General features: G+C 74.7%; 23 protein-coding genes. 7 read left to right on the top strand and 16 right to left on the bottom strand.

Annotated elements, in window-relative coordinates; genetic code table 11:
- The first annotated feature begins 114 nt into the window (after positions 1-114).
- Positions 115-930 carry a CPBP family intramembrane glutamic endopeptidase gene (locus AC2A1K_RS08500; protein ID WP_483895891.1) on the top strand — a complete coding sequence of 272 codons (816 nt, stop codon included), beginning with the start codon at positions 115-117 and terminating at the stop codon, positions 928-930.
- Between the two features lie 56 nt (positions 931-986).
- On the opposite strand, the gene AC2A1K_RS08495 is transcribed toward AC2A1K_RS08500, so the two are convergent.
- Positions 987-1,898 carry an SDR family NAD(P)-dependent oxidoreductase gene (locus tag AC2A1K_RS08495; protein WP_483895890.1) on the bottom strand — a complete coding sequence of 304 codons (912 nt, stop codon included), beginning with the start codon at positions 1,896-1,898 and terminating at the stop codon, positions 987-989.
- Between the two features lie 90 nt (positions 1,899-1,988).
- Here AC2A1K_RS08495 and AC2A1K_RS08490 point away from each other — a divergent pair, with 90 nt between their 5' ends.
- The 5 genes from AC2A1K_RS08490 to AC2A1K_RS08470 all read left to right on the top strand — a co-directional run bounded on the left by AC2A1K_RS08490 (position 1,989) and on the right by AC2A1K_RS08470 (position 7,637).
- The gene (locus tag AC2A1K_RS08490; RefSeq protein WP_483896157.1) at positions 1,989-3,176 is read left to right on the top strand and encodes an arginine deiminase; all 1,188 of its coding nucleotides are present in this window, start codon (positions 1,989-1,991) and stop codon (positions 3,174-3,176) included.
- Positions 3,177-3,269: 93 nt separating this feature from the next.
- A complete protein-coding gene (locus AC2A1K_RS08485) occupies positions 3,270-4,280 on the top strand; it encodes a Rieske (2Fe-2S) protein (RefSeq protein ID WP_483895889.1) in 1,011 nt (336 codons plus the stop codon).
- 294 nt (positions 4,281-4,574) lie between these two features.
- Positions 4,575-5,318, top strand: a complete 744-nt coding sequence (locus tag AC2A1K_RS08480) for a class I SAM-dependent methyltransferase (RefSeq protein WP_483896156.1) — start codon at positions 4,575-4,577, stop codon at positions 5,316-5,318.
- A 364-nt stretch (positions 5,319-5,682) separates the two neighbouring features.
- The gene (locus AC2A1K_RS08475) at positions 5,683-7,053 is read left to right on the top strand and encodes a ferric reductase-like transmembrane domain-containing protein (RefSeq protein WP_483895888.1); all 1,371 of its coding nucleotides are present in this window, start codon (positions 5,683-5,685) and stop codon (positions 7,051-7,053) included.
- Between the two features lie 29 nt (positions 7,054-7,082).
- Positions 7,083-7,637, top strand: coding sequence for a ferritin (locus AC2A1K_RS08470; protein WP_483895887.1), 555 nt, complete (start codon positions 7,083-7,085; stop codon positions 7,635-7,637).
- Here the strand turns inward: AC2A1K_RS08470 and AC2A1K_RS08465 are convergent.
- The 15 genes from AC2A1K_RS08465 to AC2A1K_RS08395 all read right to left on the bottom strand — a co-directional run bounded on the left by AC2A1K_RS08465 (position 7,566) and on the right by AC2A1K_RS08395 (position 22,482).
- A complete protein-coding gene (locus tag AC2A1K_RS08465; protein WP_483895886.1) occupies positions 7,566-8,603 on the bottom strand; it encodes a DUF4328 domain-containing protein in 1,038 nt (345 codons plus the stop codon). The genes AC2A1K_RS08470 and AC2A1K_RS08465 overlap by 72 nt on opposite strands.
- A gap of 9 nt (positions 8,604-8,612) precedes the next feature.
- Entirely contained in the window at positions 8,613-8,951 is a 339-nt protein-coding gene (locus AC2A1K_RS08460) for a rhodanese-like domain-containing protein (protein WP_483895885.1), read from the bottom strand.
- Positions 8,952-9,052: 101 nt separating this feature from the next.
- Positions 9,053-10,657: a solute symporter family protein gene (locus AC2A1K_RS08455; protein ID WP_483895884.1), complete on the bottom strand. Its 1,605-nt coding sequence runs from the start codon at positions 10,655-10,657 to the stop codon at positions 9,053-9,055.
- Positions 10,654-11,010 carry a DUF485 domain-containing protein gene (locus AC2A1K_RS08450; protein WP_483895883.1) on the bottom strand — a complete coding sequence of 119 codons (357 nt, stop codon included), beginning with the start codon at positions 11,008-11,010 and terminating at the stop codon, positions 10,654-10,656. The genes AC2A1K_RS08455 and AC2A1K_RS08450 overlap by 4 nt, the downstream gene beginning before the upstream one ends.
- Before the next feature lie 226 nt (positions 11,011-11,236).
- The gene (locus tag AC2A1K_RS08445; RefSeq protein WP_483895882.1) at positions 11,237-12,976 is read right to left on the bottom strand and encodes a sodium/solute symporter; all 1,740 of its coding nucleotides are present in this window, start codon (positions 12,974-12,976) and stop codon (positions 11,237-11,239) included.
- Positions 12,977-12,983: 7 nt separating this feature from the next.
- A complete protein-coding gene (locus AC2A1K_RS08440; protein ID WP_483895881.1) occupies positions 12,984-14,270 on the bottom strand; it encodes a hypothetical protein in 1,287 nt (428 codons plus the stop codon).
- Positions 14,267-15,124, bottom strand: a complete 858-nt coding sequence (locus AC2A1K_RS08435) for a LytR/AlgR family response regulator transcription factor (RefSeq protein WP_483896155.1) — start codon at positions 15,122-15,124, stop codon at positions 14,267-14,269. The genes AC2A1K_RS08440 and AC2A1K_RS08435 overlap by 4 nt, the downstream gene beginning before the upstream one ends.
- A 208-nt stretch (positions 15,125-15,332) precedes the next feature.
- On the bottom strand, positions 15,333-15,686 hold the full coding sequence (locus AC2A1K_RS08430; protein ID WP_483895880.1) for a hypothetical protein: 354 nt from the start codon (positions 15,684-15,686) through the stop codon (positions 15,333-15,335).
- Complete coding sequence (locus AC2A1K_RS08425) at positions 15,683-16,450, bottom strand: ESX secretion-associated protein EspG (RefSeq protein ID WP_483895879.1); 768 nt, start codon at positions 16,448-16,450, stop codon at positions 15,683-15,685. The genes AC2A1K_RS08430 and AC2A1K_RS08425 overlap by 4 nt, the downstream gene beginning before the upstream one ends.
- Positions 16,447-18,036, bottom strand: a complete 1,590-nt coding sequence (locus AC2A1K_RS08420) for a hypothetical protein (RefSeq protein ID WP_483895878.1) — start codon at positions 18,034-18,036, stop codon at positions 16,447-16,449. Before AC2A1K_RS08420 ends, AC2A1K_RS08425 begins: the two co-directional genes overlap by 4 nt.
- Before the next feature lie 86 nt (positions 18,037-18,122).
- Positions 18,123-19,007 (bottom strand): S49 family peptidase, encoded by an 885-nt coding sequence (locus tag AC2A1K_RS08415; protein WP_483895877.1) that lies wholly within the window; start codon positions 19,005-19,007, stop codon positions 18,123-18,125.
- Between the two features lie 80 nt (positions 19,008-19,087).
- Positions 19,088-20,290: a histidine kinase gene (locus tag AC2A1K_RS08410; RefSeq protein ID WP_483895876.1), complete on the bottom strand. Its 1,203-nt coding sequence runs from the start codon at positions 20,288-20,290 to the stop codon at positions 19,088-19,090.
- Positions 20,291-20,295: 5 nt separating this feature from the next.
- Positions 20,296-21,228 (bottom strand): Fpg/Nei family DNA glycosylase, encoded by a 933-nt coding sequence (locus AC2A1K_RS08405; RefSeq protein ID WP_483895875.1) that lies wholly within the window; start codon positions 21,226-21,228, stop codon positions 20,296-20,298.
- 18 nt (positions 21,229-21,246) lie between these two features.
- A complete protein-coding gene (locus AC2A1K_RS08400) occupies positions 21,247-21,702 on the bottom strand; it encodes a hypothetical protein (protein WP_483895874.1) in 456 nt (151 codons plus the stop codon).
- Positions 21,703-21,711: 9 nt separating this feature from the next.
- A complete protein-coding gene (locus tag AC2A1K_RS08395) occupies positions 21,712-22,482 on the bottom strand; it encodes an AMP-binding protein (protein WP_483896154.1) in 771 nt (256 codons plus the stop codon).
- A gap of 351 nt (positions 22,483-22,833) precedes the next feature.
- Here AC2A1K_RS08395 and AC2A1K_RS08390 point away from each other — a divergent pair.
- Positions 22,834-23,251 (top strand): IS110 family transposase (locus AC2A1K_RS08390; protein ID WP_483895873.1); only part of this gene is annotated, 418 nt, incomplete at its 3' end.

The raw sequence follows: 23,251 nt of genomic DNA, 5'->3' as shown, positions 1-23,251 counted from the left end.
GTGCCGCCCGCCGTGTCGCCCTCCCCGCACTCGACGACGGTGGTGCGCCAGGAGGGCGTGGCGGCTCATGACCATGACGTACCCGCCCCGGACAGACCCCCTACCGTGGCCCGCGTGACGGTCGGGGACGTGTGGCGCGACTGGGTCCGCCCGCCCCGCCGGGACGTCGTCCCGCTCGGCGCGCGCGACGGGCGCCTGCTGCGCACCGAGCTCGTCGTCGTCTTCGCCGTCACCCTCGGTCTCTCGGGCGTGCGCAGCCTGATCTCGCTGCTGGACGCACTCGCCTCGCCGGTGCCGCTCGACCAGCGCACGACCGCCATCGACGAGACCCTCGCCCGCAACCCCTGGGCCGACCTCGCCGCCCAGCTCGCCGGGTCGTTCGTCCTCGTCGCGTGGGGGTGTCTCGGGCTCTACCTGCTGGTGCGGTCCGGGTCGGGCCCGCGCGCGGTCGGGCTCGACGGCCGCCGGCCCGGGCGCGACGCGCTCGGCGCGGTCGGTCTCACGGCCCTGATCGGCATCCCGGGGCTCGGTCTCTACCTCGCCACCCGCGCGCTGGGCCTGAACACGACCGTCATCCCGTCGCTGCTCTCGGAGTACTGGTGGACGGTGCCGGTGCTGATCGTCTCGGCGTGCGCCAACGCCTGGGCCGAGGAGGTGCTCGTCGTCGGCTACCTGCTGCACGCGCTGCGCCGGCTCGGCGTCTCGGAGAACAGGGCGCTGGCGATCTCGGCGGTGCTGCGCGGCTCGTACCACCTCTACCAGGGCTTCGGCGGCGGGCTCGGCAACCTGCTCATGGGCCTCGTGTTCGGGCGGGTGTGGCAGCGCACCGGCAGGCTCTGGCCCCTCGTGGGCGCCCACGCCCTCCTCGACGTGGTCGCCTTCGTCGGCTCGGCGCTCCTGCGCGGTGTGCTGCCCTTCCTGCCCGCCTGAGGTGTCAGCGGCGTGGCGTCGCAGACGTTGAGTGTCCGTAACGCCACGCGCTCGATTCAGCTGATCAGCTTGTGCCGCGAGCGCGCCATCATGTTCTCCGGCGCCGGGTCCATGCCCGCAGCGTCGAACAGCTCCGCCATCCGCTCGGGGATCGCCTCGGGGTCCCAGCGGTGCCCGTCCCCGCGGATCTCGGCGACCGAGGTGAACGGCTGGTAGAGCTCCACCGAGTCGCCCTGGACGCCGAAGACCTTGCCGCTGATGTGCGAGCTGTGGTCCGAGGCGAGGTAGGTGACGAACGGGGCGACGTTGTCGGGGTCGAAGAAGTCGAACTCGCCGCGCTCCAGGCTCGCGCGTCGGTCCTCGCGGACCTCCGGCGGCAGCAGCGACTCGGTCATCCGGGTCAGGGCCGAGGGCGCGATGGCGTTCGAGGTGACGTTGTAGCGGGCCATCTCCATCGCCGTGATCGTCGAGAACGCCGCGATGCCCGCCTTGGCCGCGCCGTAGTTCGACTGGCCGAAGTTGCCGAGGATCCCCGAGGTCGACGCGGTGTGGACGAGGTGCCCGGGCCGCGAGCTCTCCCGCCAGTAGCGGCACGCCGCGCGCGTCGGGGCGAAGTGCCCGCGCAGGTGCACGCGGATGACGTCGTCCCACTCGGCGTCCGACATCTTCACCAGCGTGCGGTCGCGCAGGATGCCGGCGTTGTTGACCACGGCGTCGAGCGCGCCGAAGTTCTCCACCGCCGCCGTCACCAGCGAGTCCGCGACGTCGGCGTCGGCGACGTCACCGGCGACCGAGACCGCGCGCCCGCCGGCGGCGACGATCTCCTTCGAGACCTCCTCGCCCGCCTCGCCGTCGAACTCCGCGACGACCACGGCTCCGCCCTGCCGCGCGCACTCCAGCGCTTCACCGCGACCGATGCCGCGACCGGCACCGGTGACCACGACCACCTTGTCCTCGAGGAGTCCCATGGCGCGCACAGTAGAGCGGTCGCCCTAGGGTCGCCGACCGTGGACGTGCCGCTGTCAGGGTCGAGCTCCGCTCCGCTCCGTCTCCCCCAGGTGGACACCGAGGTCGGCGCCCTGCGCACCGTCGTCCTGCACCGCCCGGGCCCCGAGCTCGAGCGCCTCACCCCGCGCAACGCCGACCGGCTGCTGTTCGACGGCATCCCGTGGGTGGAACGCGCCCAGTTCGAGCACGACGCCTTCGCCGATCTGCTCCGCGCGGAGGGCGTGCGCGTGCTGCTGCTCGGGGACGTGCTCCGTGAGTCCCTGGGCGCGGCGCCTGCCGCGCGCGACACCGGCATCGCCGACGCCGTCGACGAGCGCGTCCTCGGGCGCGAGCTGGCCGGGGCGGTGCGCGCCGAGCTGGCCGAGCTCGACGACGACGCGCTCGCCGACGCACTGGTGGGCGGGCGGACGTTCGCGGAGCTGGCGGTGACCGGCCACTCGCTGGTGCGCGCCATGGCCGGCCCGCACGACTTCGCCGTCGACCCGCTGCCGAACCTCATGTTCACGCGCGACTCATCGGTCCGCGTGGGCCCGCGGGTGGTGGCGTCGTCGATGGGAATGCCGGCGCGGCGACGGGAGGCGGCACTCGTCGCGCTGGCCCAGCGCCACCATCCCGAGCTGGGCGCGGTGGCCCCGACGGCGCCGCGCGACCCGTCGGCGGTCGAGGGCGGCGACGTGCTGCTGCTGGCGCCGGGGGTGCTCGCGGTCGGGGTCGGCGAGCGCACCAGCCCCGCAGGCGCCGAGTCGTTCGCGCGGGCGATGTTCGCCGACGGCCTGGCGCACACCGTGCTCGCCGTCCCCATCACCCAGCGCCGCGCGACGATGCATCTCGACACGGTGGCGACCATGGTCGACGTCGACACCATGGTCATCTACCCCGGCGTGCTCGACCGCCTCGAGGCGTGGACCGTGCGCCCCGACGGCCCTTCCGGGCTGGAGATCACGGGGCCCGAGCCGTTCCGCCCGGCCGCGGCGCGGGCGATGGGCATCGACATGCTGCGGGCCGTCGACACCGGGCTGGAGTCGGTGGCCGCCGAGCGCGAGCAGTGGGACGACGGCAACAACACGCTGGCGCTCGCGCCCGGGCGGGTCGTCGCCTATGAGCGGAACACGACGACGAACGCCCGTCTGGAAGCCGCCGGGATCGAGGTCCTCACGATCGCGGGGTTCGAGCTCGGGTCGGGTCGCGGTGGCCCACGGTGCCTGTCGTGCCCGTGGGAGCGTGGTCCGCTCGGGTGACAGGGGCACGTTCGGCGCAGCTCGGCGTGCATCCGGCCACAGCGTGCTGTCCTGTCACTGCGCTGACACAGCGTCCGGCCTAACGTCCGATTCGTGCTGAGGAAGGCGGGACGGCGCCGGCCGGTCTCCCCGCTCCGACGGCTCTCGGGCCAGGAGTGGGCGGCGATGGAGCCGACATGGCGCGAGGCGAGGGTCGGCGTCATCGACGCGGCGCTGTCGCGCGCGACCGCGCGGCCCTCGGGCAACTGGTTCGTCGTCGGCGCGAGCCGCGACATCCGCCCCGGCACCCCGTTCGGCACGTCGGTGGCGGGCGTGGAGCTGGTGCTGTGGCGGTCGCCTTCCGGGGAGCTGCACGCGGGGCCCGGCGCGTGCCCGCACCTCGGCGCGGACATGTCGAGCGCCGTGCAGCAGGGCTGCGAGCTGATCTGCCGCTGGCACGGCCTCGCGCTCGGCCCGTCGGGACGCGCCGGGTGGCGGACGCTCCCCGCGCACGACGACGGCGCGCTGGCGTGGGTCCGCGTCGACGCGGTCGGCGGCGAGGAGCCCACCGAGGCGCCGGTGCTGCCGGTGCGCCCCCCGATGCCGGAGAGTCTCGTCGCGGTGGCCTCGATGGTCGGCACGTGCGAACCCGCCGACGTGATCGCGAACCGGCTCGACCCCTGGCACGGGGCGTGGTTCCACCCGCACTCGTTCGCCGACCTGCGCGTGGAGAACGCGCCGGGTCGCGATGCCTCCGAGGGCGACGACCACTTCGACCTGCGCGTGGCGTTCCGGATCTCGAAGAACTGGGGCGTCCCGGTGCGTGCCCGGTTCACGTGCCCGGAGCCGCGCACGATCGTCATGCACATCACCGAGGGCGAGGGCGCCGGCAGTGTCGTCGAGACCCACGCGACCCCGCTGGCCCCGCACCCCGACGCGCGCCCCCGCACCGCCGTCGTCGAGGCGACGATCGCCCACTCCCCGCGCCCCGGGTTCGCCCACGCCCGCCGCGTGCAGGGCCTCGTGCGCCCGGCGATGGAGTGGGCGGCGAAACGCCTGTGGACCGACGACATCGAGTACGCCGAACGCACCTACGCCGTCCGCGCCGCCCGCCGCCGCGGCTGAGCCGCTCGCGAGACCCGGTGCGAGCGATGCGGCATGGCTGGCGTGTGACGCCAGGATCGCCACGTCCTCGCCGGCGCGACACGCCGACTCGCCATGTTGCAGCGATCCCATGAAGCACGCCGAGAGGGGCCGTGCTCACCGTGAACGTCAGGAAACCCCCAGCTCGCGCCCGTGGCGGCGCCGACCGGAAGGATGCGCGTGACCACGCGATCGACCAGGACCCGTCTGCGCACCCCCGCGGCGCTCGCGATCGCGGCGGCCACCGTGGCCCTCGCGCGGCCGGCTTGGCGGGCCCTGCGCGGCCGGGGGGGCGCCTTCGACCGTGAGTCCGCCGCCGCCGGGGTGTCGGCGCAGTTCGACCAGGACGCCGCGTCCTACGACCGCCTCGTCGGCGCCAACCCCGGCTACCACGAGCACCTGCGGCTGTCCGCCCGTCGCCTCGGCCTGCCCGACCGCGGCGCCGGCGCGGTGCTGCTCGACGTCGGCTGCGGTACGGGCCTGTCGACGGCGGCGCTGGTCGAGACCTACCCCGAGGCGCGGATCGTCGCCGTGGACGCCTCGGCCGAGATGCTCGCCGAGGCGCGCGGGAAGGCCTGGCCCGACTCCGTGCGCTTCGTCCACTCGCGGGCGGAGAACCTGACCGCCGCGCTCGCGGAGGAAGGCCTCGACGGCCCGTTCGACGGCCTCCTCGCCGCGTACCTGGTCCGCAACCTCCCCGACCGCGACGCCGGCGTCGCCGTGCTCGTCGACCACCTCGCGCCCGGCGCCCCCATCGCCGTCCACGAGTACTCGGTGGCCGACTCCGTCTACGCCCGGACGGTGTGGAGCGCCGTGTGCTGGGCCGTGATCATCCCGCTGGGCTGGCGCGTCACCGGCGACGTGTCGCTGTACCGCTACCTCTGGCGCAGCGTGCTCGCCTTCGACGGGCTCACGCGCCTCGAGCAGCGGCTGCGCGACGCGGGTCTGCGCGAGGTGCACACGCGCCCCGTCGACGGCTGGCAGCGCGGCATCGTGCACACGGTCCTCGGCCGCCGCTGACCGAGCGGGCGGATTCCTGACGTTCGACGTCAGTGTCTCCGCCGGCGCGGCAGCTCCGCTGCGCTGCGTGCCGCCCGTGGCCGCCACGCTGAGACACCCCGTGCCTCGGCGGCCCCTCGGCGTGTCGCGCGAGCGAGGATGTGGCGATCCTGGCGTCAGATGCCAGCAATGCCGCATCGCTCGCACCGGGGAGCGACGGCCCGCCGGAACCTGAGAGCGCGGCGAGGCGGACGGAGCACAGGTTCGCCCGATCGGGGGTACCCGCGGTGCCTGGGCGCGCGGCGGGCGCCCGTCGTCGCGCCGTGACCGGACGGGTTCTCAGACGCGCCGGGACGCTGATCCACACTGCCTACCGTTCCGCGCCGTGCCGGCAAAGCTGACTCGTGCGCTCTGGATCGCGGCGCTCGCCGCTCTCGTGGTGGTCCCGGTGGTCCTCATGGCCTCGCGGGCGGACGGGGCGTCGATCACGGGCATGCTCTCGGTCGGGCTCGGCCTGCTCGCCCTGAGCCTGCTGATCGTGGTCGTCGTCGTGCCGTCGCGCGTGCGCTCGCTGACCCGGGTGTTCGGGGTCGAGAAGGTCCTCGGCCTGCACCGCTGGCTCGGCACCCTCGCCATCGTGCTGGTCGTCCTGCACATGGCCGTCGCCGTCGCCAACCACCCGCAGCTGCTCAACCCGTTCCAGGCCACGTCGGCGGCGAAGGCCGGCTGGACCTCGGTCGCGGCGCTGCTCCTGGTCGGGCTGGTCGCGGTCCGGGGCCGTCGCCCCGGCGCCCGCTACGAGATCTGGGCGCGCCTGCACGTCCTGCTGGCCGCCGCCGCGCTCGTCCTCGCCGGCCTGCACGTGTTCTGGCTGGGCAATCTCGTCACCGACCCGGTCATGCGCGTCGCGCTCTCCGCGCTGGCCCTGGCCCTGCTCGGCGTGCTCGCGCACCGCTGGGTGTGGCGCCCGCTGTTCTCCCGCCAGGGCGCCTACGTCGTCTACGGCGTACGGCGCGAGAGCCCGACGGTCAGCACGCTCGTGCTCGCCCCCGTGCACCTGCGCCGCGGTGGCCTGCGCTTCGCCCCCGGGCAGTTCGTGTGGCTGCGGCTCAAGCGCGCCGTCGTCGGCACCGAGGAGCACCCCTTCACCATCGCCTCGAGCGCCCGCGTGACCGGGCGCCTCGAGCTCACGGTCCGCGACCAGGGCGACTTCTCCGGCCTGCTCTCGACGCTGCGCACGGGCAGCAAGGTGTGGCTGGACGGCCCGCACGGCTCGTTCACCGACGAGGCCGCCCCGGACTCCGCGGGGCTCGTGCTCCTGGCCGGGGGCGTCGGCATCACCCCGATGATGAGCATGCTGCGCACGCTCGCCGACCGCGGCGACCGCCGCACCCACCGCCTCGTCCACGCCGAGCGGGGCACCGAGCCGCTGTTCGCCGACGAGCTCACCGCCCTGGCCCGGCGCCTCGACCTGCGCGTCCTGCGCACCGAGGGCCGCCGCATCGACGCCGACCTGCTCACCGAGGTGCTGCCCGAGGAGCCCGCCGCACGGCGGATGCTCGACTACTTCGTGTGCGGATCCCCGTCGGTCCTCGCCGGCTCGCTCGCCGCGCTCGAGCATCTCGGCGTGCCCGACGCGCGCATCCACACCGAGCAGTTCGGCTGGTCGGGCGCCATCCCGCTGCCCGATTCGGACGCTGCGGTGCCTTCTCAGCGCCATGGCAGTCGTCACGGACGGCGATCGGCCCGGGCCTGAGGGCGGCGCGCTCGCCTACACTCGGCGCCATGTCCGCGCCGACGTCGAAGTTCCACGAGCTGCTGCGGGCACAGATCCGCAACGAGTTCACCGCCTCGCAGCAGTACACGGCCACCGCCGTCTACTGCGACGACCAGGACCTCCCCCAGCTCGCCGCGCACTTCTACGCACAGGCGCTCGAGGAGCGCAACCACGCCATGGGCATGGTGCAGTTCCTCCTCGACAACGACCTGCCCGTGACGATCCCGGGCGTCGACGACGTGCGCGTCGAGTTCTCGGACCTCGAGGAGGTCGTGGAGCTCGTGCTGAACCAGGAGCGCATGGTCACCGAGCAGATCGCGACGCTCGCCCGCACCGCGCGCGACGAGGGCGACTACCTCGGCGAGCAGTTCATGCAGTGGTACCTCAAGGAGCAGGTCGAGGAGGTCGCCTCCATGACCACCCTGCTGCGCATCGTCCGCCGGGCCGGCGACAACCTCTTCCACGTCGAGGACTTCGTCGCCCGCGAGATGTCACCCGACCTCGGTACCGACCCCACGGCTCCCCCCGCCGCCGGCGGCAACGCGGTCCTCAGCGGCGCCTGACCCCTCAGGGGACACAGCACTCACCCCCACCACCCCGACCACGGCCTCACGCCCCGCGGGCCGCAGCTCGGGCGCGAGCAGCTCGGTGAGGTGGGTGACGACGCGGATCGTCGCCCACGCCGCGACCGCCGCGGCGGCGTCGGCGATCGCGTGGAGCAGCACGGAGTCGGCGAGCGCCTGGGTGCTCTCGCCGAGACCGCGCAGCACGGCTGCGACGCCGAGCACGACGCTCGCGACCCACGCCACCCACCAGCGCAGCACCGGGGTCGACGGCCGGGGACGCGCGTCGGTCGGCAGCGCCGACGCGGTGTGCTCGAGCTCGGTGAGCGCCGCGCCGGGCACCGTGAGGTTCGGGCCGGGCAGGACGCTGCCGAGGACGACCGCCCACATCCGGCGCGCCGGGCGCGTCCCGGAGCACGCCGCGGCGATCTCCCGGCCGAGGTGCAGCCACCGCAGGAACAGCACGCCGGTCGCGAGCGCGGCCACGGGCGCCAGCAGGCCCACGAGCGTCACGAGCGCGTCCGAGACGGCCAGCGGTCCCGACGACAGCGCCGAGCTCCGGCTCGCCACGAGCAGCCCGTAGCGCCACGCCTCGGCGAGCGCACCGAGACCGGCGAGCGCGAGCGTCGCCGTCGCGACCCGCACCAGCACGTCCGCGGCCCGGCGCAGCACCTCGTCGGGCTCGCGGGGCGGCGGGGCCGGCAGCGCACCCTCGGGGCCCGGCTCCGGGGCGGGCATCCAGGCGCGCAGGCTCCAGCGCGGCGGCGCGGCGTAGCGCGGGGGGCCGGCGTAGGGCCGGCGCGGCCGCCGTGGCTCGCGCGGGCGCAGGGCGTCGGGCGGCAGGGCCACCCACCGCACGCCCGCGAGGACCCGTCCGCAGTGCACGCAGTAGCGGGTGGCCCCGGCACGGGGCGCACCCGGCGAGTCCGGGGGCGGCTGGGGCCGCCCGCACCGCGGACAGATCACGGCCGCACCTCAGATCACCGCGGCGGGACCGCCACCCTCGGCGGTCAGGGGCCGTCCCTCGGCCTCCCAGGCCAGCATGCCGCCGGTGACGTTGACGGCCTCGTAGCCGCGCTGGGCGAGGAACGCCGTCACCTGCGCCGACCGGCCGCCGACCTTGCACACGACGGCCAGCGGCCCCGCCGGGATCTCGTCGAGCCGCGCGGTGATCTGCGACATCGGCAGGTGCACGGCGTCGGGCGCGTGCCCGGCCGCCCACTCGTCGTCCTCGCGCACGTCGAGCAGCGTGGACCCCGGCGGGATGTCGCCGGGTCCGACCGAAGGGAGTCCGGGGTGGCTCACGCCGTCCATCCCATCACGTCGCCGGTGTGGCAGCAGTGGAGCCCGCCTCCCACGGCGGGAAGGCGGGCCCCACGCTCAGCGCGGAGCGCGCATCTCCTCGGCGCCACCGACTAGTGATCGACCGCGGTGCGGGAGGCGCCCGCGCCGGTCATCGAGCGGACCTCCATCTCGGCGAACTTCGCCTCGTTGACCGGCTCGCGCGCACCGACGTAGGTGCCGATGACGCCGAGCAGGAACGACAGCGGGATCGACACGATGCCCGGGTTCTGCAGCGGGAAGACGGCGAAGTCGACGCCCTCGCCGAAGATCGCCGTCTCGCTCCCCGACACGACCGGCGAGAAGACGATCAGAAGGATGCAGATCGACAGGCCGCCGTAGATGCTGAACAGCGCCCCGGTGGTGTTGAACTTCTTCCAGAACAGCGAGTAGAGCAGCGTCGGCAGGTTCGCCGAGGCGGCCACCGCGAACGCCAGGGCGACGAGGAACGCGACGTTCTGGCCGTTGGCGAGGATGCCGCCGACGATCGCGACGACGCCGACCACCAGGGCCGTCCGGCGCGCGACCTTGACCTCCATGCCCGGCTCCGGCTTCCCGTCCTTGATCACGCTCGCATAGATGTCGTGCGCGAACGAGGCGGCAGATGTGATCGTCAGGCCGGCCACGACGGCGAGGATCGTCGCGAAGGCGATCGCGGCGATGATGCCGAGCAGCAGCGTGCCGCCGATCTGGAACGCGAGCAGCGGGGCCGCGTCGTTCTGGTTGGCCGCGGTCAGCGTGCCCCGCGGGAGCAGCGCCGCGGCACCGTACCCGATCACCAGCGTGAACAGGTAGAAGATGCCGATGATCCAGATGGCCCACTGCACCGAGCGGCGCGCCTCCTTGGCGGTGGGCACGGTGTAGAAGCGCATGAGGATGTGCGGCAGGCCGGCCGTGCCCAGCACGAGCGCGATCGCCAGCGAGAGGAAGTTCAGCTTCGACGTGACCGTGCTCCCGTACTGGTTGCCGGCGTCCAGCAGCGGTTTACCGGTGTTCTCCACCGCCGCGCCGAGCAGGCCCGACAGGTTGAACCCGTAGAGGCCCAGGACCCAGACGGTGATCACCGCGGCGCCGACGACCAGCAGCCCCGCCTTGATGATCTGCACCCACGTCGTGCCGCGCATGCCGCCGTAGAGCACGTAGATGACCATCAGGATGCCGACCACGGCGATGACCAGCGACTGGCCGTCGAACGGCGTGCCCGGGACGTTCTTGACCCCGAGCAGCAGCGAGATGAGGCCGCCGGCGCCGGCCATCTGGGCCAACAGGTAGAAGAACGACACGAGCAGCGTCGACACCGCGGCGGCGGCGCGGATCGGGCGCTGGCGCATCCGGAAGCTCAGGACGTCGCCCATGGTGAAGCGGCCGACGTTGCGCAGGAGCTCGGCGACGAGCAGCAGGGCCGTCAGCCAGGCCACGAGGAAGCCGATCGAGTAGAGGAAGCCGTCGTAGCCGTAGAACGCGATGGCCCCCGCGATGCCCAGGAACGACGCCGCCGAGAGGTAGTCGCCGGAGATCGCGATGCCGTTCTGCGGCCCGGTGAACGAGCTGCCGGCGGCGTAGTAGTCCGACGCGGTGTTCGAGGCGCGGCTGACCCGGTAGACGATCGCCAGGGTCACCACCACGAACAGGGCGAAGATCCCGATGTTGAGGGCCGGGCTGCCGATCTGCGTGTTCACAGGTTCTCCTCCACGCGCTGGCGCAGCGCCTCGGCGTCGTCGTCGAGGTTCCGGTTGGCGAAGCGGACGTAGACCGTCGCGATCACGAACGTGGACACGAACTGCAGCAGCCCGAGCAGCAGCCCGACGGTGAAGTTCGTGCTACCGAGGCGGGTGTCGACGACGCCGTGGGCGAAGTCGGACAGGAGCACGTAGACCAGGAACCAGGCCAGGAAGACCGCGCTCATCGTGAAGATGAAGCCGCGCCAGCGCTTGCGCAGCGACGCGAACTCCGGCGATCGCTGCACCTCCTGATAGGCGGACGGGGTGGCCGTGTCGGCCGACCCACCTGGCGTGTCGTCGGTGGCACTCACGAGATCTCCGCGTTGTCCGTGGTCGTCACGATCGGGCCGAACCCTAAACCGCCGTACGTCACACTTATTAGCCCATTCAAGTGAATACTCACAGCGACATTACATGTCGGGACACCTCGCGAACCCATCCCGCTCCTCCCGTTCGTCCGAATCGTTCCGGAACGTGACGGCGTGTGGCATTCGCTCACACAGCGTCGCAGGGAGGCTACGGGAGGCGACGACGGAGTCAGGCGGACGGGCGCGCGCCACGCCGCGCGTCGCCGAGTCCGAGGCGCTCGGGGGCGTGCAGACGCAGCAGCGTGCGTCCGACGTTCGCCGGCACGCGGTGCGGGGTCGAGCGGCTGACCAGGACCATCACGAGGAACGTCAGCGGCACGGTCACGATCGCCGGGCGGGCGAGGAGCACGCCGAACGCCCCCTCGGGTGCGACCCCGGCGAGCGTCGACCCGACCGCCGCGACGGCCAGCCCGCCCCCGACGAGCATCCCGATCACGGCCCCGCGGTCGGTGAGTCCCTTCCACCAGATGCCGAGCACGAGCAGCGGGCAGAAGGTCGAGGCGGCGAGGGCGAACGCGAGCGAGACCGTCAGGGAGAAGTCGAGCCGTGTGGCGCCGAGCGCGGCCACGATCGGCACCGCACCGGCCACGTGGGACGCGATACGGAAATCACCCAGCCGGCGGGGCAGGAGGTCCGTGGAGAGCACGCCCGCGACGGAGAGCAACAATCCGGACGAGGTGGACAGGAAGGCCGCGAAGGCCCCGGCCGCGACGAGGGCCGCGAGACCGATACCGATCCACCCCGGCAACGCCGCCGTGGGCAGCAGGAGCACCGCCGCGTCGGTCTGTCCGGTCACGAGGAGCTGCGGCACGTACAGCCGCGAGAGCGCGCCGAGGACCACCGGGAGCAGATAGAAGCCGCCCAGCATCACGAGGACGACCACGGTGGTCCGCCGCGCCGCCCGGCCGTCGGGGTTCGTGTAGAAGCGCACGAGCACGTGCGGCAGACCCATGGTCCCCAGCAGCAGCGCCAGGATCAGCGAGTACGTCGCGAGCAGCGAGTGACCGTCCTCGCCGAGCCCGGTCAGCGGCGCCGACCAGGACCCGCCGTCGGGGTCGGCGTCGGTCACCACCGGCACCGGGACCCCCGGCGGGAAACGCAGCGTGGTCCCCGCGTCGACGGTGTGCAGCCCCGGCGCCCAGGACACCGACCCGTTGAGCGTCGCGCCGTCCACTTCGCCCCGCACACCGACCTCCACCGGCGCGGAGACCTGCAGCGTCACCGGCGTGCTCACCTCGACGGTGGTGGCGTCGGTGAACGCGGGGGGAGGGGGGGCGTCGTCGCGCGCCGGGCCGAGCACGAACACGCCGATGAGCACGAGGGCGGGCACGGCGAGCGCGGTGAGCTTGAGCCAGTACTGGAACGCCTGGACGAAGGTCATCGAGCGCATGCCGCCGAACGTCACGCTCGCGGTGACGACGACCCCGACGGCGACGACGCCGACCCAGGTCGGCGCCGTGGTCAGCACGGTGAGGGCCAGCCCGGCCGCCTGCAGCTGCGGCAGCAGGTAGAGCCAACCGATGAGCACGACGAACCACGTGGTCACCGTGCGCAGCAGCGACGAGTCGAGCCGGACCTCGGCGAAGTCGGGCACGGTGTACGCCCCGGAGCGGCGCAGCGGCGCGGCCACGAAGAACAGCAGCGCGAGATACCCGGCCGTGAATCCGACGGGATACCACAGCCCGTCGACGCCGTCCTTGAGGACGATGCCGGCCACGCCGAGGAACGATGCCGCGGACAGGTACTGCCCGGAGATGGCGGCGGCGTTGGCCCGGGTGCCGACGGTGCGCGACGCCGCGAGGAAGTCGTCGGTGGTGCGCGCGACGCGGACGCCGAGGGACCCGATGACGATGGTGACGACGCCGACGACCACGACGGCGACGAGCGCGACGACGCCCGCGGTGTCCACGGAGGCCTCAGTCCTCGACGTTGTCGGCGAAGTCGAGCTCGTTGTGCTCGGCGGTGCGCACGTAGAGCCAGGCCAGGAGCAGCATGAACGGGTAGGGCGCGAGCCCGAGCACCAGCCAGGGCAGCGTGACGCCCGCGACCTCGAACGACCCGAGTCGCGGGAGCACGAGGAAGAGCACCGGCAGCGCGCCGAGCACGAACACCGCGACCAGCCCGAGCCGCAGCCCGAGCGCGAGCTGCGCGCGCAGGAGGTTGCGCAGGAGCAGCTCACCGGTCTCGGTCTGCTGCTCGATCTCCGCGACCGTGCGCACGGCGCGCGTCGGCACGCGGCGCTCGGCCAGCACGACCCGGACACGGTCGGAGCCGCCGTCGTCCGCGGGGACGGGGGGCACGACCAGGCCCGGGCTCGTGTGGAGGAGCGTCCCCCCGGTGCTCGCGGCCGTCGCCGCCCCGCCCGTCGACGAGGCGACCGCCGGGGCGCCGATCGGGGTGTCGGCGGTGATCGCGGCCGCGGCGGACCCGTCGGGCGGGCTGTCCGCGGGCGCGGCGGCGGTCTCGTCCGACGCCGAGTCACCCCGAGTGGTCAGCGGCATCGGCCCGAGGCCGCCCGGCCCGGTGACCGGGGTCGCCGCGAACTGCTCGGTCTCCGCGTCGGGCGCCGCGTGCCGCGGCCGGTAGCCCGAGGGCGGGGTGTGGACCGCGCCCGGCCGTTCCGGGCGGGCGTGGCGACCGTGGCGCCGGGCCACGCCGGGCGGGGGCTGCCCCGGGGACGGGAACGTCGGCGGCACGGGGCGACGGGGCTGCTCACCGGTGGGCGCCGGCGACGGGGTGGGCGTCGGGCCCGTGCCGAGGCCCGACGCCCGGCCGGGGGCGGCGTTCATGGGGCTCGGCGGGGTCGGCACGCCGACGGTGGACCGCGGCGACCGGGACGGCCGCGACCGCCGGACGGTGCCGGTGTCGGGTCCCTGGCCGGGCCAGCCCTCGGAGACCCCGTCTCCGGGCGGAGCCGGAGACGTTCCGGGGGCCTGGGAGACCTGGAAGGACTCGGGGGCCTCCGGCCCCTCCGAGGGGTCCTCGGAGTGCCGTGGGCCGCTCCCGGTGTCGCCGTCCACGTCGTCGGCCCCGGAATCGTCCGACGCGGAATCGTCCGACGCGGAATCGTCGGGCGCCGGGTCGGGGACGGGGCGCAGCCCCTCCCCCGTCGGGCGCCGCGGCGTGTCGTCGACGGCTCGGACCGTCCCGGCGTCCCGCGGCGCGGGCCCCGGGGCCCGCGCCGGACCGCCGGGGGAGGTCATCGTCGGCCCCAGGCCTGCTTCGTCGAGCGGACGAGACGGTCCTTGAGCTCGCGGGTGTGGCGGCGGCTCACGGGCAGCTCGGCGACGTCGCCGCCGGTGCCCAGCCGCACGACGTACCCGGAGCCGGCCAGCCGCAGCTCGGTGATGAGCGGCAACGCGACGAGGTACGAGCGGTGGATGCGCACGAACCCGGCGTCCGACCAGCGCTCCTCGAGCACCGACAGCGGTATCCGCACGAGGTGGCTGCCCTCGGTGGTGTGCAGGCGCGCGTAGTCACCCTGCGCCTCCACCCAGCGCACCGTCGAGCGCTGCACCAGCTTGGTGGTGCCGGCGAGCTCGACGGGGATCACCTCGTCGTCGCTCTCCTCGTCGGTGGCGGGCTCCACCGGCACGGTGGCGCCACGCTGGGACAGGATCCGCGACAGCGACGCGTAGAGGCGCTCGGGGCGCAGGGGCTTGAGCAGGTAGTCGACCGCGCCCACGTCGAACGCCTCCACCGCGCGGTCGTCGTGCGCGGTGACGAACACGACCGACGGCGGGATGACGTAGCGGGACAGCACGTTCGCGAGCTCCAGCCCGTCGAGACCCGGCATGCGGATGTCGAGGAAGAGCACGTCCACGTCGGACTGCTTGGCGGGGGCCGGCAGCCCCGCCGGCGGGGTTCCGCCCGAGAAGCCGCCGAGATCGACCCGGTCGCCGCCGGTGAGGATCCGCAGCGCCGAGATCGAGTCGGAGGCCCGCAGCACGGTGCCCACCCGTTGGTCCTGCTCCAGCAGGTAGGCGAGCTCCATGAGCGCCGGTTCTTCGTCATCGACGGCGAGGACCACCAGGCCGTCGTTCTCACTCGTGTTCACTGCCACGCCATCCTGCCCAGCCGAGGTTCCCGCGTCCACGATAGGACCCGATCGGCTCGCCACCCTGCCGTGGTCCGGCGCGTCGGCACGGCGAGCCGCGGCTCACCTCGGGTGTCGCGGGGGTGTCGCGGGAAGGACCACCCGTTCGGGGGGTCGGCGTTGGGCCGGTCGATCGACATCTCGGGCCCTCGACACCGTCCTCCGGCCGTCAGGTGGGGCCCGGATCGGTGCGGAACGTGGCCGCGGCGTCGGCGTCGGCCTGTTCCCACGCGGTGGCGCTCTCGCGCACGGCGCGACGCAGCTCGGCGAGCTCCGCGGCGAGGATGCGGGCGGCCGGGACCGTGTCGGACGTCACCAGATCCCGGTACCAGGCGGCGATCGCGGCGTTGTCCTCCCCCGTGCCCACCGCGAGCGACTCGGCCGCCAGCCCGTCGAGCGCCGCCTGTGCCTCGGTGACCCCCTGCTCGAGGGCGTCGACCTTGCCGGCGAAGGCGCGCGTCTCGTCCGGGCGCATGGAGGCCTCGCCGGCCGGACCGGCCCCCTCGCCACCACGCCCGCTCATGCGGTGCTCCTTCCCGACGGACGCGGCACGGCTGCGTCGGTCAGCACGGTACGGATGTCGGTCAGCAGTTGTCCGCCGGTTGCCGGAACCAGCAGCGACGGGCGCGGTGACGGGGGTGTCGGGGCCGGCGGGGGCGAGCGCAGCACGTGGCGCCCGCGGGGCCCGTCCAGCCAGCACAGCGGCGCGGCGAGACGTCGGGGCACCCCGTCGCGCCGGTCGGCCACGCCGACCTGGGAGACGGCGGTGACGGACGCGAGCAGGTCCTCCGCGACGTCGCGGGCACGCGCGGTCCGCTGGGTCGTCGGGAGATCGACCGGCAGGGTGCCCGCCGGGACCGGCACGGGCGGCCCGCTGCCGGGCGGCACGGGCGGGACCAGGCCGAAGACGGCCTCCGCGAGCCCGTCGGGGGCACACGGCACGATCCGCACCGCCGCCTGCGCGTGCTCGGGCGACTCGAGCAGCGCCGCGGTGCGCCCGTCGGTGAGCGCGACCGCGGCGACGGGCGCCGTCGCGTCCCGGCGGACGAGGTCGACCGCGAGCGCCCAGCCGGCCACGGCCTGCCCGGCGTCGAGCAGCATCCGGGCCGACGCGGGCTCGAGCAGGCCGCGGGACCGCAGCGCCTGCTCGGTGGCGCTGCGGTGGCGCCGCGTCTCCGCGTCGGTCTCCGCGGACCAGTGCACCGGGCGCAGCGGGTAGGGCCACCCGGCCCCGCACTGCTCGAGCACCCACAGCAGCTCGTGACGGTCGAGCACGACACCGGTCACCGGCTGTCCTGCTCCCCGATGACGGGCGGGGTGACGAGGCGCCGCTCGTCGGGGTCGTCAGCGGGGTCGCGCCACGGGTCGGCGTCCACGAGGTACTCGGGGTGGCGCACGCCGCCCGACGCCTCCAGCGGTGAGGAGGCGGCCGCCCCCGCCGTCGGCGGGATCATCGGGACGTCCGGGCCTGCCGAGCCCGTGCCGGCGTGGGTCGCGGGCGGGGCGGCGCCGCCGGCGCTGCCGGGCGTGTCGGGGATGGGGTGGCCGCCCACGCCGACCGTCGGGCCCGCGAGGGACGGGCCGGTCGCTCCGGGGCCCGCCACCGCGCCGCCGCTGCTGTCCGTGCTTCCCGTGCCGCCGGCACCGCCCGGGCGGTCCGCCGCGGACGGTCCGGGCGACGGGCGCGCCGCGGCGCGGTCGGCGGGCGTGCTGCGGTCCAGGGGCTCGCGCTCCTCGCGGCGACGCTCGGACGGGGTCGCTCGGCCCGCGCCGCCGGCACCGGCACCACGACCGGCACCGGCGCCACCACCGGCGAGGCGGTCCGCGGCCGTCGGCGCGACCGGGCGCGCGGGGCTCCGCGGCACGGCCGGGGCGCCCGGAGCGCCGCCGCCGCGCGGGGTGCCCGGCCCGCCGGGAACGACGGGTCCACCCGGACCGGCCGCGCCGGGCCCGACGCCCGGCGCCGGCCTCCCCGGCGTTCCGGAGCCGGGCGCACCGCCATCACCCGGCGCAGGCCCGCCGGGACCGCCGAGCAGCCGCGAGACGAACCTCCCCACCGTGCCGGGCCGCGCCTCGGGGGCAGCGCCCGGACCACGTCCGAACGGACCCCCGCCCGGGAGCCCCGGAGCACCGGGGGGCGTCACGGACCCGGCGGGCGCCGCCGCCCGCGCGAGGACACCGCCACGACCCGCCGGGGGACCACCAGCGCCGGCACCGCCGGCACCGCCGGCACCGCCCCCCGGGACACCGCCAGGTCCCGCCGTCGCGCCCCGGGCCGTGCCGCCGACCTCCGGTGCGGTGCCCACCGACGCGCGCCCGGCGAGCCCGTCGACGGCGGACGGGGCGCCGCGCGCCGCCAGTCCGGTCTGCTCGAGGTAGGCGCGGTAGGCGCCCTGGGCCGCGCGCTCCTCGGCCTGCGCCGCCTGGAAGGTCCCGAAGCCGTCGGCCGGGCCGCCGGCGGCCAGCGCGCCCGCGAGACCGGGCGTCGCGGGCGACGTCCCCAGCACCGGCAGCGCCGGCGCCCGCGGAGGCCCGACGAGCGACTGCACGCGCGCCAGGGCGTCACGGACCCCCTGGAGGCTCCCGGCCTGCCCCGTGACGGCGTCCCCGAGCCGGCTCATGCGGGCCACGAGCGTGCGCACGTGCGAGGCGGCGGCCTCGGCGTCGCGGCCGCGCCAGGAGGCGCCCAGCCGGCCGTGCGCGCGCTCGAGGCGCTGCGCGGCGGCCCGGAGCTCGTCGCCGCGCGCGGCGTGGCGCAGGCGCGCCGAGTCGAGCGCGGCGGGGTCGGCGCCGTCGTGGATCCAGCGGTGGATGAGCTCGTGGCTCAGGACCGAGGTGTCGCGTCCGCCCCACGGGACGCCGGGGACCGGCACGGCCCACCACCTCCCGTTCCCGCGTCGCCGAGAGCGCTCCGACCTGCCGAGGGTAGGTCCGAGCGGGCGACGGTGGGGAGGATCCCTCAGAGACCGAACCGGCTCCACAGCGCGCGATGCTCGATCCAGTCGAGGGCCGAGCCGACCGGGTCCGCGACCGCAGCGGGTGCGGTGAACGGGGCCGCCACTCCGCCGAGGCCCAGGCGCGCGAGCAGCGGGCGCCGCGGCTCCACCGTCGTGAGCTCGGCGTCGGGGAAGCGCCGACCGAGCACCTCGCGGGCCGTGCCGAGGTCGTCGATCAGGCCGCGCTCCTTCGCCTTGCGGCCGGTCCAGACCTCGCCGGTGAACAGGTCGTCGGACTCGGCCAGCGCACTCCCGCGCCGCGCGCGGACCCACTCGATGAACATCTCGTGCAGCTCGCCCTGCATCCCGAGCAGCCACTCGACGTCCTCGGACTTCTCGGGCTGGAACGGGTCGAGGCGGGCCTTGTTCTGACCGGCGGTGTGCAGCCGCCGCTCGATGCCGTAGCGCTCGATGAGCCCGGTGAGGCCGAACCCGCCGGAGACGACGCCGATCGAGCCGACCAGCGACGTCGGGTGCGCGTAGATCTCGTCGGCGGCGCAGGCCAGCCAGTACCCGCCCGAGGCCGCGACGTCCTCGCAGAACGCCAGCACCGGGATCTCGTGCTCCTCGGCGAGCCCGCGGATGCGGTCGGCGACCAGCGCGGACTGGGTGGGGGACCCGCCCGGCGAATTGATCATCAGGGCCACGGCGTCGACGCGGTCGGCCGTGAAGGCACGGCGCAGGGCGTCCTCGACCGCGGTGATGTTGATGACCGCGCGCGGCACCGGACCGTGGGTCGCCGCGATCACGCCCTGCAGGCGGACCACGCTCACCGTGCGCCGGCCTGTCGCAGCCGCGAGGGGACCGGGCAGGACCGAGGACAGGGCCGGGCCGAAGCGCAGGTTCATGCCCTCCACGCTAGCCGCCGCCCGGGTGAGGTCGTGATCAACCGCGTGCGCGGCGTGCTCACATGCGTCGGAGGCGCACCTCAGACGCGAACGCCCGCCCGGAACTTGGGCACACGCAGGATGATCTTCGTGCCGGCGCCCCGCTCGGTCTCCACGACGAGCCCGTAGTCGGGACCGAACGCCGAGCGCATGCGGTCGTCGACGTTGCCGAGCCCCACGTGCGCACCGGAGAGGTGTGCGTCGCGGTTCTCCTCCTTGAGCGCCTGCGGGTCCATGCCGACGCCGTCGTCCTCGACAATGATCGTGCACTCGGCGCCCGAGTCCTCCGCGGTCAGCGACACCGTCCCGCCGCCGGGCTTGCCCGACAGTCCGTGGCGCACCGCGTTCTCGACCAGCGGCTGCAGCGCCAGGAACGGCAGCACCACCGAGAGCACCTCGGGCGCGACCTGCACCTTCACGTTGAGTCGGTTGCCGAACCGGGCGTGCTCGAGGGCGAGATAGCGGTCGATGTTCTTGAGCTCGTCGGCGAGCGTCGTGTACTCGCCGGCCTGCCGGAACGAGTAGCGCGTGAAGTCGGCGAACTCCATCAGCAGCTCGCGGGCCCGCTCGGGGTCGGTGCGGATGAACGAGGCGACGGTGTTCAGCGCGTTGTAGATGAAGTGCGGCGAGATCTGTGCGCGCAGCGCCCGGACCTCGGCGCGGTTGAGCCGGGCGCGGGACTCGTCGAGGTCGGCGAGCTCGAGCTGACTGGAGACGTACCGGGCGACCTCGGCGGACGCGCGCAGCAGCACCGGGCCGGGGGTGTCGGCGCTGACCGCGGCCAGCGTGCCCGCGACGTTGCCGTCGACCTCGAGCGGCACGACGACGATGCCGCGCACCGGGCAGTCCTGCGAGCCGCACTCGATGTCCTTGCGACTGGCCACCTGCTGGCGGCCGGTGCGCATGACCTTCTCGGCGTACTGGCGCACGTCCAGGCTGTGGTGCTCGGCCTCGCCGTCCCAGGCCAGCGGGACGCAGTCCGAGCCCGTCATCGACAGCGCCTCGGTGTCGAGCAGCGTGCGCAGGTACGGCACCGCGAACTGCGCCGAGCCCTCCGAGAGCCCCTCGCGCAGCGCCGGCGCCGCCAGCGAGACCGTGTGCAGCGTGGAGAAGGTGGCCCGCTCCAGCGGGGAGGCGAACTGGTTGCGCCGCTTCACCCGCCGGTACACCAGGACCGCCACGACCAGCGCCACCAGCACGCCGATGGCGGCGAGGAGGCTCGGGTCGGTCAACCAGCTGGGCACGACAGCTATTTGACCAGACGGGACAGCCGGCGGTCCGCCAGCGCGCGGCCCTGTGTCTGACACGTGGGGCAGTACTGGAAGGACCGTTCGGCGTACGAGACCTCCCGGACGGTGTCGCCGCACACCGGGCACGGAAGGCCGGTACGGGCGTGCACGCGCATCCCGGAGCGCTTCCCGCCCTTGAGCCGGGCCGCGTCCTGGCCCACCGCGCGCTCCACGGCGTCGGCGAGCACGCCGACCATCGCGGCGTGCAGCCGGTCGACCGCCTCGGCGTCGAGCTTGCCCGCCGCGGCGAACGGCGACAGCTTCGCGACGTGCAGGATCTCGTCGGAGTAGGCGTTGCCGATACCGGCGATGACCTGCTGGTCGGCGAGCAGCGTCTTCAGCCGCATCGACCCGACGGGTCCAGCTCCGCTGCGCTTCGCGTCCCCCCTGCCGGCGAGCAGCTCGCCGAACTCCGCCCGCGAGACGGCCAGCGCGTCCGGGCCGAGCTTGGCGACGCCGGGGACCTGCTGCGGGTCCTCGACGAGATACACCGCCAGCCGCTTCTGCGTCCCCGCCTCGGTGAGGTCGAACCCGGGGCCGCCGACGGTCTCGAGGTGCACGCGGAACTCGAGCGGACCCTTGCCGGGCTTGGGCGGGGTCGCCGACGCCTGGTCGTGCCAGCGCAGCCAGCCGGCCCGCGACAGGTGCACGACCAGGTGCAGTGTCGACGGTCCGGCTCCGGCCGGCTCCGCGTCCGTCCGTCCGAGCTCCAGGTCGAGGAACTTCCCGTGCCGCGACGCCCCCGTGACCAGGCGCCCGACGAGCGCCGACACCGGAGGGTCGAAGGTCTTGAGCACGGTCATGCTCGCGACGTCGACGCGCGCGACGGGCCGGGCCAGCGCGTGGGTGCGCAGGTGCTCGGCGAGGGCCTCGACCTCGGGCAGCTCGGGCATGTCAGCTCGTCGGCCACATCAGCTGACGGGCTGCAAGGGGCTGTCGGCGTAGGCGGGCGTCGCGCGGGTCTCGAGGCTGCGCACGGTCTGCATCATCTCCTCGCGGGCGGCGGCGGTGCCCCGCACCCAGCCCACCCAGCGTTCGGGCGCCGACCCGTCGGAGCCGCCCGGGGTCTCCGCGACGAGCGTGCGCGGGCGCCGCAGCACCCAGCGGCCGGGGAAGAACCCGACGATGAGCAGCAGGATCAGCCAGACCCAGATCGGGACGACGACGCCCTGGCTGCCCGTGGCCCACCAGGCCAGCAGCGCCACCCAGAGCAAGCCCATGATCGAGACGATGCCGATCGCCGCGAGCCGGCCGCCCTGCATGTCGTGCTCGAAATCCTCCCCGGTGGCGGGGTCGGTCCACTCGAGCTTCTGGCGCACCATCCACTGCCGTCCGTCGGCGGCACGCACGATGCGGATCCGGGCCATGCGGACACTCTAGCCCTGCTCACGACGCCAGACCGGCTCCCCGAGCGCGCCGCCGAGCTGGTCCCGGAGCTGGTCCCGGAGCTCGCGCTTGAGCACCTTGCCCGCCGCCGAGACCGGGAGCGCGCCGACGAGGTGCACCGCACGCAGCCGCTTGTAGGGCGCCACCCGCTCGTCGAGGGCGGTCGCGAGCGTCGCCCCGAGCTCGACGGTGGGCTCGTGGCCGGGCGCGGGGACGACGACGGCCACCGGCTCCTCGCCGACCGCGGCGTCCGGCCGTCCGACGACCGCCGCCGACGCGACCTCGGGCCGCGCGACCAGCAGCTCCTCGAGCCCCCGGGCACGTTGTAGCCCTTGTGGAGCGATCGCGGTGTCGGGCGCGGGGACACCGACGGTGCCGCTGCGCCGGTGCACCGAGCGGGCCGTCGCGCCCATCGTCAGCCCCCTGGTCGCCTCGGTCATCCCGTAGCCCTCGACGACGACCGCCTCGGGCATCCGCTCGGCGATGCGCCGCGCGAGCGCGACCGGCATGGGCGCCGCGCCGGAGGTGACCGTCCGGACCGACGTGAGATCGCGCCCCGCGGCCTCGGGGTGGGCGAGCACGGCGGGCAGCTGCGGGCTCAGCGGGGTGAACGTGGCCCCCGCCAGCAGGATCCCGTAGTAGGCGACCGGGTACGGCTGCACGTTGGGCAGGTGCACGCCGACGACGTCGCCCGGCGCGACACCGCGGACGTGCCGGTGGTGGGCGAGCCCGCAGGCGGCGCGCCACGTTCGGGAACCCAGGTCCGCCAGTCGGTCGTGGCCGGACGGTAGTTCTCACCGGCGGGTTCTCACCGGTGGTTCTCACCGGCGGAGAGGACGCCGGTGGAACGACCACTCAGCCGACCGCTCACTGCTTGACCCTTGGTGGCGCGGCGGGCTGAGTAGCTTGCCGTGACACCCCGGTGCCGTCGGTGCATCGCCATGCTGACGCAGCTCGTCGAGAGCCTGGCTGAGAGTTCGCGAGCCCGACGGCCCGGGGCGTGCCGACTGGCGACAGGGCCTGCGCGCCACGAGCGCCGATCAGTGAGCGACCGGCTGCACGTCCCGGACCGCGGGTGCTTCCCCCACTGGTGCAAGCAGCGGAGGCAGCAAGTGAACGGTACGGAGAATGGGCAGGGCGCGGCAGGCTCGGCGGTGGCCGGGCTGGACTGGGCGTGGGACCAGCACGCGGTCTGCGTGCTCGGGGTCGATGGGACGGTGCTCGAGCGCTTCGAGGTCGCCCACGACGCGGCCGGGCTACGCGAGGCGGTGCGCCGGCTGAGCCGGCGCCGCGTGCGCGGGGTCGGCATCGAGCGCGGCGACGGGCCGGTGGTCGACGCGCTGCTCGCGGCCGGGCTGGCGGTGTTCGTGATCAGCTCGCGGCAGGTGCGGGCGCTACGGCTGCGCTACGGCACCGCCGGCAACAAGGACGACCGCTTCGACGCGTTCGTGCTCGCCGACGTGCTGCGCACCGACGCCCACCGGCTGCAGCCGCTGGTGCCCGACACCGCCGCGACCCGAGCACTGCGAG

Source organism: Actinomycetospora sp. 2LY8.5 (assembly GCF_057180585.1).
This window is presented reverse-complemented; position numbering and strand designations above follow the sequence as displayed.